Origin of the sequence: Streptomyces sp. NPDC006997 (assembly GCF_040635175.1) — a bacterium.
GTDB lineage: Bacteria > Actinomycetota > Actinomycetes > Streptomycetales > Streptomycetaceae > Streptomyces.
In genome coordinates, this window is the sequence record NZ_JBEYHH010000054.1 from 20,780 (window position 1) to 32,136 (window position 11,357).

Consider the following 11,357-nt stretch of genomic DNA (forward strand, 5'->3'; position numbering starts at 1 on the left):
GTCATCGGCGGCGGCCCTTGCGGGTGGCGCGGGTGGTGAGTTCCTCGTAGGCCGGGGCGTCCCCGGCGCGCACGCGCTCCCACGCGCGCGTGAACAGTTCCGGAACCGGCGTCAGCGGCGCCGCGCGGACGTGGTCGGACTCCGGGAAGAGGCCCCGCTTCCAGACCTCCACGGGCCGTGCGGGCGCCGCGAGTTCGAGCCAGCCGCACGGCAGGAACAGCGTGCGCCCGGCGCGTGACCGCTTGGCCTCCACGACGAGGCTGGTGGCCGCCAGTTCGGCGCGGGCCTTCCTCATGCGCGCGGGCTTCCAGCCCGTCCAGCGGACGCAGTTGCGGTCCGTCGGGTCGGGCAGCGCCAGCAGTTGCAGGTAGAGCGTGGCCGCGTCCTCCCCGAGGCCATGGGTCTCGGCGACCTCCGCGACCAGGTCGGGCGCGCTGCGGGTCGGGTCCTGGGCGTACCCGGTGAGTCCGTCGGGGGCCGTTCCGGCCGCGACAGCGCGGGCGAGGTCGTCGTCCAGGATCGTCCGCAGCGCCCGCAGGTCATGGCCCCGCCCCATCCCGATCAGGCCCTCGACCATGCCGAACACCGGGTCGTCCGCCCCACGGAGGCTGCCCGGGCGGACCAGGACGGTCTCCTGGTCGCCGTACCAGGGACGCAGGACCAGCGCCTCGCCCACGGGGGTGTGGCCGTGCGCGTCGGCGCCGCCCGTGGCGGGCAGCCCGTGCGTCTTGCGCAGTTCGACGGCGGTCAACCCGCCCTTCTCCGTCCAGCCGAGGTCGAGGTCGAGCAGCAGCCCCGGGTCCGCTACCCGGCGGCGCAGCGCGGCCAGCCCGTCCGGCAGCACGGCGCGCAGGGGGTGCCCGTAGGGCAGGGAGTAGGCGAGCCCGGCCAGCACGGACACGGCACGCGTCAGTGCGCCGCGACCGGGGATCGCGCGGGGGTCCGCCGCGACCAGGTCGCCGTCCTTGTCGGGCTTCTGGACCGTGGTGCGGCTGATCCACGGGGTGCGGCCCGGATTGAGGACCTCCTCGGCGGACGTGGTGGACAGCCCGTGCAAGGTCAGCTCCCCGGCGAGGTCCTCGGGCAGCCGGACGACGTCGCCGAGGCGTTCCGCCCACACCCGGCCCGCCGTGTCCGTGTCCGGTCCGGACGTCCAGAGGTCAGCGGGCCGCTCGGGCAGCAGCGCGCCGACGAGCGCCTCCTGGTCGGCGGCGGCCAGCGAGGACAGCAGGGCGTCGCCGAGCTGCTTCTGACGCGGCTTCAGGCCGGTTGCGGCGATCACCTCGCCGGTGAGCTGCGACGGCTTCCCGGCGAGCAGCAGCGCCGCCTGTACCGGCCCCAGCTTGTCCCGCGTCGCGGCACTGAGGGCGGCGGTCGCCTCCGGCTGCCAGGGCGCGGCGCCCTTCTCCCGGACCAGCCCGGTCACCTCCGTCAGCGCGGCGGCCGGGAAGCGAGCCGGGTGCGCGGTCTCCCGCTCCAGCGTGAAGTGGGCGACCGCCCCGAACGTCCCGGCGGGGTCGTGGTCCAGCGCCAGCCAGTTCACCCGGCCCTCCCGGGCGTCGACGTTCCAGCGGCTGAGGACGACGACGGTGCGGTCCCCGCGGCGCAGCACCTGACCGGTGCGCTCGTGCTCGTCGTCCGGCTCGCTCAGGACGACCTCGCGCACCGCGGCCCCGGGCGCGGCCAACGGCCCCTCCGTGAGCGCCTCGAACAGCAGCAGCAGCGCCTCGCGGTGCGCCGCGGTGACGGTGGGCGAGGCGGCCCGGTAGGCCAGCGGACGCAGCACGTCCAGCACGGACAGCCACACCGCGCCGCCGGGAACGGTGCGCTCCTCGCTGCGCCACCCGTCGACGGACCCGGTGGTGCGGGCGTACTCCGGCAGCGCCTTGCCCTCGGCGGGTCTCCCGGAGAGCACGTGGTTCACGGCGCGGATCTGACGCAGCACGCTCCACTGCCGTCTCCCGCCCCACCAGCCGTCCAACTCGGCGAGCCCGGTGATCGCCTCACGCAGCGTCTGGTCGTCGCCCTCCTCGGGGCTGTACTCGGCGAACATGCCCCCGGCCTTCCGCCGCGCCTCGGACGGGTTGGCCGGCGGTGCCACGAACCTGGCGACGGACGCCGCCAGCCGCAGCACCGCGTGCACCAGGGAGGCGACACCGGAGAGCAGACCGGGCTCGGTGATACCGGGCAGTTCGCGGGCGACGGCCTCCCGCACGAACGCGTCGGCGTCCGGTACGGGGGGCTTCTCGGCGGCGGACCGCGCGGGCTTCCGGGAACGGGATCCCGAGCCACCCGCCGACTGCGCCTCGCCCCTCGCGGCGTCGATCCGCGCCTGCCGCTCCTCCAGCGCCCGCGCCCCGGCGCGCAGCAGCCCGTCCGCCTGCTCGTCGCTCAGCGCCCGCAGCACCGCCGACGCCTCCTCGTCCCGGGGCCGCAGCGCGTGCCAGAAGTCCACCGGTGGCACGAGACGCGTACCGGCGGCGAACTCGCCGCCCCGCTCCAGCGGCGTCACCTGACCCAACTGCTGGTCCCCGGCGCCGTCGCCCCCCGCGTACAGCGCGACCTGACGGTGCCCGGCGACGGCGACGGGCTCGGCGCCACCGGGCAGTCGCAGCGCGCCCAGCGGGACGCCCTGCACCCGGTCGGCTCCCAGGGCGACGGTGCGGCCGTCCGGCGTACCGACGGTCAACCGCGCCTCGGCGCCCTCGCCCTCGGAGCGCACCCAGCGGCCGAGGACCGCGCCGTCGGTGCCGAACGGGCTGTCCTCCAGGCCGGGCTGGAGGGGCAGGACCGCGCAGTGCTGCTGGAGCAGGGTCGCGCCCTCCCGGATGCCGGACCGCGGGAACGCGGGCAGTGAGGCCCGCCCGTGGGTGCCGGTCGCCGGGTCGTACTCGAGCCACACCTGCTGCCGCCCCTGACGGCCCTGGCGCCAGTAGGAGGTGCCGTCCCCCAGGACGCGGCGGCGCGGCGGCACGACCGTGTCACCGGCGTGCAGGGCGAGCGCACCGGTGGCGCGGCCTCCGTCCGGCAGCGGGATCGAGGTCTCCCCGGCGTCACCGCCGCCGTACCAGTGCGGGACTTGTTCGCCGTCGAGCGGGAACACCTCGGACGGGCGGGCCGACCAGTAGCCGTACTGCTTGCGGTCCTGCCGCCACATCACCAGCAGCTCGCCGTCCGTGTACCGGAACGACGGACGCTGCCACTGGCCCAGCTCCACCGGGAGCCGCAGTTCGTGCTCCAGCAGGATGTCCCGCGGTCCGACGACGATCGCCCTGTGCCGACGCGAGACGATCAGCGCGGGCCAGGCCTCGTGGACGGTGAGCGTGTCGTCCCGGTCGCGCCGGGTCTCCGCGTCGAGCCGCCGCAGCGCCTCGTCGAGGGCGGGCCAGCCCAGCTCGTCGAGGATCCCGGCGCGCAGGGTCCGGCCCAGCAGCGGCGCCACCTCGGCCGCGGCGACCCGGGCGACGGCCTGCGGGCTGACCCGGGCGGCGACCGCGTGGAACGGGTGCAGCCGGTTCAGCGCCGCGCGGGCGGCGGGCAGGCCGACCGCGGCCGTCAGCTCCCCGGCCGCGTCGTCCAGCCACTCCCGCAGCACGTCGGCGAGGACCGGGTGCCCGGCCAGTGCCCCCACCTGTCCGGCGCCGCGGTAGTGTCCGCCGAGTTTCCCGACGGCGTCGTACAGCAGCGGCCGGAGGCGCGCGTCGGCCGCGACGGCCGCCAGGTCGCGCCGCCCGGGACGGGTGTCCGTCAGCCACGGGGACAGGGGGAGGAAGGGCGACTCGTCGGTCCCGGGAAGCGTCAGCGGGACGCCCCGCGCCGCGCACAGGTCCAGCAGGTCGAGGTCGGCGCTCGTCTGCCAGCGGCCCGTGAACAGGTCCACCGGGCGGCCGAGGGCGCGCAGCCGGGGCGCCATCCGCTCCACGAGCGCGAGGGTGGCCGCCGAGCGGTCGCCGGCCGACGAGCCGTGTTTGAGGTGCAGCGCCCAACGGCTGAGCCAGTCCGCCGGATCGGCGCCGTCCGCGGTGTCCTCGCCGGTCAGCAGCCGGTCGGCGCCGGTCTCCGCGAGCAGCGCCAGCCAGAACTCGTCGTCCGCGGCCGAACGGCCCAGCCCGGCGGGCATGATCTCCAGCAGCCGGACCCGTACGGCGGGCTCCCGCTCCGCCAGCGGCACGAGCGTCGACCGGTAGGCGTTCCAGAAGGACGCCGGGGCCCGCACCGCCGCGGGCGAGGCGAGCAACTCCGCGACCAGGGAGCACTCCTCGGCGACCTGGTCCAGGCCCGCCCCCTTGATCAGGGCGCGGGCGTCCTGGGGCATCGCCGCGTACGGCGCCATGCCCGCCGCGCAGCGCTCCACGCTCAGCTGCCGGTACTGCTCCCACGCCTGGGCGGGGGCGAGCCGGGCCGCGAGGGCCTTCGTGTGCTCCTTGAGCGCTTTGACCGTCAGCGCGCCCGCGAAGGCGAACTCCAGGAACACGGCCCGCTGCCGCTCCTCGTCGACGGTCAGCGCGTGCACCCGCTCCGCGTCCCGCGCCTTGCCGAAGAAGGCCGCCGCGTACGTGGTGTTCTCCTGCTGGAGGAAGACGCGGGCCGCCTGCTCGTAGAAGGTGGGCAGGAAGTGCGGCACGGCACGGCCGAGGCGTTCACCGAGCGCCTCGAAGCCCTCCTTGGCGTTGCCGGGGCGGGACTTGGCCTGCCGGGCGAGCCGCTCGACGTCCTGGACCAGTGCCAGCGCGTGGTGCCCGTTGGCCGGGTCGTTGACCAGCGCCCACGCGGGGAAGCCGAGGGTCTCCCGGCGCACCTGCCCGACCTCGCGGACCCCGGGCTCGCGGACCAGCCCGAGGAAGTCCAGCGCGAGGTCCTCGGCCTCACCGAGCGTCCCCGGCACCAGCCGCACGATCCGCCGACCGTCCAGCGCGGGGTGGGTGTACGTGCGGACGGTGAGGGCGTCGGCGTCCTCCCGCCCGGTGCTGCCCGGCGGCAGCACGGCACCGGCGTCGAGCAGGGCGCCGGAGGTGGTGTCGTCGTAGGCGACGCCGGTGGGGGCGCCGCCGTCCCGCGCGGTGTTGTCGTACGTCGTCACGCCGCACGCTCCTCGTCCTCGATGTCGCGTCCGGCGTACAGTGCGGCGGCCATGCGCATACCCTCCGACCAGGCCACCGGGCCGACCTGGCCCAGCTTGAGCGCCCGGCCCTGCGGGTCGGTGAAGACCAGGGGACCGGTCTCCGTCTCCTCGTAGCCGTCGTAGTCGCCCACCCACACGCGGGCCTCGACGCCCCGGCCGTCCTCCACCACGGAGCACACGGCGTGACCGCCGCGCACCCGGTAGCCGAGCTGCGTCGCCCGGCCGTGCAGGAACCGCAGCTGCTTGAAGACACCGCCCGCGTAGGTCTCGACGGAGGCGGCCTCGGCGTCGAGCGCGGCCGGGCGCCGCCACACCTCGCGGAAGAGCTGCTGGGCGTGCTGTTCGACGCCCAGCTCGACGGCGAACTCCCGCAGTTCCTCCAGGTCTTCCAGGAGTACGGGGTGCGGCAGCCGGACGAGGTCGGCGGTGAGGCGGACGGTGTCACCGTCGACGTCGACGAGGCCCAGGCCGCGCTCGGGGTCGGCGTCCCGCAGGAACCCGGCCACCGTGCCGTCCGCGCCCGTGACGACCAGGTCGCGCAGCGCGCCCTGCCAGGCCGGGTCCGGCCACACGCTCGCCAGCACACCGAACGGCACCGGCAGCGACCGCACCATCCACCGCTCCACGTCGGCCAGGCAGCGCCGTTCGTGCCGCTCCAGCCACTCGACGAGCTGGCGCAGCCCCACCACGGCGGGATCGTCCGCGATCTTGGACGGTACGGACTTCAGTCGCCGCCCGGCCGCGTTGCGGCACACCACCCTGCCGTCGTCGAGGGCGACTTCGTAGTCGCCAGCCGACACCCACCCCATGCCTGCCTCCAGCACCCGCAGTGATCAAGTGACGGGAACTGTAGGGCAGGCCACTGACAACCGGCCCAGGAAGGGCGCCGGTCCCGGGAGGCCGGGGTCCTCCCGCACCCGGCAGAGGCCGGTCAGTACGTCACCGCGGCCCCTCGTCGGCGCGTCCGACGGGCAGCAGTGCGCGGATGTCCGCGGGCAGCGCCCCGGCCACGTGGTCCATCAGCTCGGGGGCGAGCGCCGCGTCGAGGACCTCGAAGACGGCGGTCGCCTCCCGCAGCGCGGTGTCCTCGTCGGTCCCGGCGCGGGCGGCGATCCGCCCGGCGAGCGTGGTGAGGCCGAACTGCTCGGCGTGGGGCTCCGTCGACTGCCGGACGGAGACGGCGAGGCCCGGCGGCAGCTGGGCGGCCATGTGGCCGGCGAGCCCGGACGGCAGCCGCTCGGCCAGCGTGGCCAGCACGGCCTCCGTGGCCCGCTCGGCCGGCCCCCGGCCCGGCAGCTGCGCGAGCGCCTGTACCTTCCCGATGATCTCGTCGTGCTGCATGAGGTGCCCGTCCTTCCTCATGGGGTGCGGTGCGGCGGAGCCCGCCGACGTGGACGCAGGGGGCGAGTACCCCGCTGGCCGCCGCCGCACGGGCCGGCACGGCGGCGATTCCGGAGCCGTCCGCTCGCGGAGCGTCCCGCGGCCGTGACAGCACGCGACGCCGGGACCGCGCCCGGCCCGGAGCCAGTCCCGCCGCGGTGGGGGACGGCACGCCGAACACCCGCGCGCGCACCACCGGCGGCGCGTCACGGTCTGCGCGGTGCCGAGTTGAGGAGGGCCACACCCAGGGGAGTCGCACTGTGGGACGCCGTGTTGCGGAGCCGGGAGGTGCGGACCAGTCCGGCCGCGCGGAGCGTGGTCGCGTGTTCGCTGGCGCTCGGCGGGGCGATACCGGCGAGGGTGGCGAGTTCCCTGGTGGAGCAGCCCGGATGCGCGGCGATGGTCTCCAGGACGGCGGCCCGCGTCAGGCCGAGGAGGGAGACGAGCGGCGAGCGGGTTCCGGACGCCGGGTGCGGGGCCGACCCGGCGGGCAGGGGCCCCGCCTCACCCCGGTGGACGGGGTACGTCACCACGGGCTGCGGCTGGGCGTCGATGTCGATCGTGGGCGCGTCGGCCCCGAAGAACGAGGGGACGAGCAGCAGCCCGCGGCCCTCCAGGTACAGGTCGCCGTCGAGGCCGGACAGCATCGCCAGTTCGAGCACCGGCGGGCTCCAGCGGACGCGCCGCGGGCTCAACGAGGTGAGCAGGGACTCCGCGCCGCCGGTGAGCAGTTGCCGCGCGCGGACCGACTGGTCGGCCGCCGCCTCACCGGTGATGTGGGACCAGTGGGGCGCCAGCAGGACGGCGTACACGTGGTCGAGGCTGTCGAAGAGCCGCCGTGACAGGTCCGGGTCGTCGGCCAGTCGCCGGGCCCAGGGCGGTGGCGGCCGCCACTCGGCCACGTGGGCGAGGTCCTCACGGATCCGGGACCGGGGCGTGGACCGGGCGCGCTCCAGCGACTCCGCCGGGCTGCCCGCCACGGTCGAGGTCAGGAACGTGGGCGCCCAGCCACCCGGCGGGATCAGCTCCAGCACCATGCGCGCCTCGGGCCTCAGCCGGGTGAGCGCGGCCCGTCGCCAGGCCCCGAAGCGCACGGGACGGTCGGCGCCCCGCAGCGCCCGCACCGCGGCGCCCAGCTCCAGCAGGGGTGCGGGCCGCGCCACTCGCGTCCGTGCCAGGTCCTCGACCGTGAAGTGAATCCGGTAGACCACGGAGCCTCCCCCCAGGTGCCGCGCGGCGCGGTCCCGGGCGATCCTTCCCGGAATGCCGTGGTTCGGTCCAGACCGAATCACGTCGAGAAGCGGTGCCGCGGAGGCGGAGGGTGAGGGACAGGCGCCGGACCTCCCGGCGCACGCGAACTTCCAGACGACCGGGCACGACACGTGCTCAGCGGGGGGCTTCCGTGAGTGTTCGACCCATCATCCGTACCGCGGCCGTCGCGTCGACCGGGGTGATCGAGCACGCGCAGAGCGGCAAGTGCCTGGACGGCGGCGTCTCCCAGGGCGTCCGCCTCAACGACGGCGACACCGGCACCTCCCGGCAGTGGCGGTGACCGTCGGCCCCTGACCCCCACCCCGGCACCGCACGGGGGCGGGAGCGCGGGGTGGGAGCGCGGGGCGGGAGCACGGTCTCCCGCCCCGCGCGGGCACGTCGTTCCCCTGCTCGCGACGGCCGGAATTCACTATGATCGGAGCGACGTCACGAGTGGGGACGCGTTCCCATGGCCCCGACGCGGAGGTTCGATGGATCCGGCCAGCGTCGGTACGACCGCGCGCATCGCCTCCTCGGTCGCGCGGCCGATCATCGCCAGGCTCTTCGTCAGGGACGGGCCGGGCGCCGGACTCGTCGACCAGCCGGTGCGGGTGTCGCGGCTGGTGAGCTGGGGCGAGAAACGCATCCTCAGCCAGCTCGACATGTGGAAGATCGCCCGCGAACTGGTCAGGGTCGCCATCGAGGCGAACCCGCACGAGCCACCGATCGCCTCCGACGAACGCGAGGCCCTGGCGGACGCCCTCGCGGCGACCCTGGGCGCCCTCGGCGACCTGCAGATGGACGACGTCCAGGCGGTCCAGCTCGGCCACGAGAAACTGGCCCGCAAGCTGAAGGGGGAACGCCCCGACGCCACCCGCGACCTCTCCGCCGACGCCACCGCGCTGTACGACAGCCTCGTCGACCTGAGCTGCCTGCACATCCTGCACTTCTTCACCCAGCGCTCGACCTTCGTCGCTCACGCGCTGGTGGCGCAGACCCGGATGCTCGACGAGGCCGTACGCGTGCTCGACGCCCTGGTGGACCGGATCCCCCGCCCCGGCAGCCCCGACGAGGAGTTCGAGACCCGCTACCTCGCCCACGTCGAACGCAAGTACGGCAAGCTCAACATCTTCGGCGTCGACCTCAGCGACCCCAACCGGGCCCGCTGGCCCCTGGACACCGCCTACCTGAACCTGGAGCTGGCCTCCCAGCGCCCCGGTGGCTCACCGTCGGCGAACCGCCAGCGCGTGGAGGAGGCCCTCACCGACTGCTCCCGGGCGATGCTGCGCGGACTGGCGGGGTCGGGCAAGACCACCCTGCTCCAGTGGATGGCCGTCTCCGCCGCCCAGGGCACCTTCCCCGAGGGACTCGCGGCGCTCCGCGGCCGTGTCCCGTTCATGCTGCCGCTGCGCGCACTGGTCCAGCAGCCGGGACTGCCCCGCCCCGAGCAGTTCCTCGGCGCCGCCAACAACATCCTGCACGGCCTGCAGCCCGAACACTGGGCCGACCGCGTCCTGGCGAGCGGCCGGGGCATGGTCCTCATCGACGGCGTGGACGAGGTCTCCGAGAGCGAACGCCCGAGCGTACGGCGCTGGTTACACGACCTCGTCGACCTCTACCCGGACACGTTCTTCCTCGTCACCTCCCGGCCCTCCGCCGTGGACACGCAGTGGCTCGCCGAACTCGACTTCGCCGAGTTCAACCTCCTCCCGATGACCCGCCACGACGTCGACCGCTTCGTCGACCGCTGGCACGAGGCCGTCCTGACCACGCTCGACGAAACCGAGGAGCGGCAGGCCGTGGTGCGCTGCCGCGACGCCCTGAGCGCGACCCTGCGGCACAAGCACGACCTGTACCGGCTGGCCACCAACCCGCTGATGTGCGCGCTGATCTGCGCCCTGCACCGCGACCGGCTCACCCACCTCCCCGAACGCCGCATGGAGCTGTACGCCGCCGCGCTGACCATGCTGCTCGTACGCCGCGACAAGGAGCGCGAGATCGCCACCCCGCAGGGGCTGGCGCCCACGGAGGAGGCCCAGGTCCAGCTGCTCCAGCGGATCGCGTACTGGCTGATCCGCAACGGCCGCTCCGAGGCCGCGCAGACCACCGCCGTCCGCATCATCCGCGAGAAGCTGCCCGCGATGCCGCACCTGGCGCCGCCCGAACGCGCCCAGGACGTCTTCGACTTCCTGCTGTTGCGCAGCGGCCTGCTGCGGGAGCCGTCGATGGGCATGGTGGACTTCATCCACCGCACGTTCCAGGACTACCTCGGGGCCAAGGCGGCCGTCGAGGCCGAGGACCTCGACCTGCTCGCCGAGTCCGGCCGGGACGACCAGTGGGACGACGTGATCCGCCTCGCCGTCGGCCACGCCCGGGACCGGGAACGCGCCTACCTGCTGCGGAAGCTGATCGAGCTGGGAGACCTCACCACCGACCCGCGGCTGCGCCGCCGCTACCACCTGCTGGCCGCCGCCGCCCTGGAGCACGCCACCACCCTCGACCCGTCCGTCCGCGCCACGGTGAACCTCCGGGCCTCCGCCCTCATCCCCCCGGCCACCGCCGCGGACGCCGAGGAACTCGCCACCGCCGGGGACATCGTCCTGGACTTCCTGCCCGGTCCCGAGCGGCTGACCCCGGAGCAGGCCCGCGCGACGGTGATGACCATCGCCCGGATCGGCGGCGAGGCCGCGCTGGACCAGCTCGCGCAGTTCAAGCGGGTCGCCGCCCGTGCCGTACGGCAGGAAGTCGCGCTGTCCTGGCCGTACTTCGACGCCCGTGCCTTCACCGAGGAGATCCTCGACGGGCTGCCGCTGGACGACCTCACCCTGCACCTGACCGATCCCGAACAGGTCGGGTGCCTGGACGCGCTGGGCCGCATCCCGCGCCTCTCCCTCAGGGGGCAGCTGCTCAGCAGCGCACTCGTGAGCGCCCTCGCCCCGGACAAGGTCACCTCGCTCTCCGTCGCGCCGTCGAGCGCCGTCTCCATCACCCTGCCCCCACTGGCCCCGCTGACCGGTCTGAGCCGCCTCACGATCGAGTCCTGCGACGTCATCACGGACCTGACCGTGCTCGGTGAGACCTCGGCCGTGGAACTGTCCCTGCACCGGCTGCCGGACGGCGTCGACCTCTCCTTCCTGGCCCCCGCCCCGAACCTGAGATCCCTGACGCTCTCCTCTCCGCACGGCGTCCCCCTCCCCTCGGCGGCGCTGTCCCAGGTCACCTCGCTCCAGATGGAAGGCGTCCTGACGGGCCCGCGGGTACCGGACATCGCGGCGGTCTTCCCCTCGCTGACCTCCCTGACCCTCCGCCTGACGTGCCAGAGCTACCAGGCGGCCGTCGACCTGTCGCCGCTCGGCGCCGTGCCGCGCGCGCAGATCGACGTCACCCTCGTGGACAGCGGGAAGGTCCACGGCCTGGAGACGCTCCCCGCCGAGCGGGTCACCGTCCGGCACGAGGGACGGGGCAGACCGGAGGGCCGCATCTGGGGCGGCCGTCTGCGGCGGTTCCGTACCTAGTAGGGCTTGGTCATCTTCACTTGTGCATGCGTGTCTACTGCTCTACGAGCGTCGTTGGGGTGGTGTGACACCTGAGGAGTTGGCCGGGG

At 74.8% G+C, this 11,357-nt stretch carries 6 protein-coding genes; 2 read left to right on the forward strand and 4 right to left on the reverse strand.

Translation table 11 applies throughout. The features are described from left to right. Position 1: 1 nt before the first annotated feature. From ABZ659_RS33130 to ABZ659_RS33145, 4 genes are all read right to left on the reverse strand, one after another. Positions 2 to 5,080, reverse strand: coding sequence for a hypothetical protein (locus ABZ659_RS33130; RefSeq protein WP_360227747.1), 5,079 nt, complete (start codon positions 5,078 to 5,080; stop codon positions 2 to 4). Continuing rightward, the gene (locus tag ABZ659_RS33135) at positions 5,077 to 5,931 is read right to left on the reverse strand and encodes a DUF4132 domain-containing protein (RefSeq protein ID WP_360227750.1); all 855 of its coding nucleotides are present in this window, start codon (positions 5,929 to 5,931) and stop codon (positions 5,077 to 5,079) included. Before ABZ659_RS33135 ends, ABZ659_RS33130 begins: the two co-directional genes overlap by 4 nt. Positions 5,932 to 6,061: 130 nt before the next feature. Then, positions 6,062 to 6,463: a DUF2267 domain-containing protein gene (locus ABZ659_RS33140; protein WP_360227753.1), complete on the reverse strand. Its 402-nt coding sequence runs from the start codon at positions 6,461 to 6,463 to the stop codon at positions 6,062 to 6,064. Between the two features lie 245 nt (positions 6,464 to 6,708). Continuing rightward, positions 6,709 to 7,713 (reverse strand): DUF5937 family protein, encoded by a 1,005-nt coding sequence (locus ABZ659_RS33145; RefSeq protein ID WP_360227756.1) that lies wholly within the window; start codon positions 7,711 to 7,713, stop codon positions 6,709 to 6,711. Positions 7,714 to 7,904: 191 nt separating this feature from the next. On the opposite strand from ABZ659_RS33145, the gene ABZ659_RS33150 reads away from it, so the two are divergent. Together ABZ659_RS33150 and ABZ659_RS33155 are read left to right on the forward strand one after the other, a co-directional pair. Continuing rightward, complete coding sequence (locus tag ABZ659_RS33150; protein WP_360227759.1) at positions 7,905 to 8,054, forward strand: hypothetical protein; 150 nt, start codon at positions 7,905 to 7,907, stop codon at positions 8,052 to 8,054. A gap of 190 nt (positions 8,055 to 8,244) precedes the next feature. Continuing rightward, positions 8,245 to 11,268, forward strand: coding sequence for an NACHT domain-containing protein (locus ABZ659_RS33155; protein WP_360227762.1), 3,024 nt, complete (start codon positions 8,245 to 8,247; stop codon positions 11,266 to 11,268). Positions 11,269 to 11,357: the final 89 nt, after the last annotated feature.

What these genes read in the sequence shown, in the direction of transcription:
- ABZ659_RS33155 (WP_360227762.1), top strand. Translation starts at nt 8,245, where the DNA reads ATGGATCCGGCCAGCGTCGGTACGACCGCGCGCATCGCCTCCTCGGTC.
- ABZ659_RS33140 (WP_360227753.1), bottom strand. Translation starts at nt 6,463, where the DNA reads ATGCAGCACGACGAGATCATCGGGAAGGTACAGGCGCTCGCGCAGCTG.
- ABZ659_RS33135 (WP_360227750.1), bottom strand. Translation starts at nt 5,931, where the DNA reads ATGGGGTGGGTGTCGGCTGGCGACTACGAAGTCGCCCTCGACGACGGC.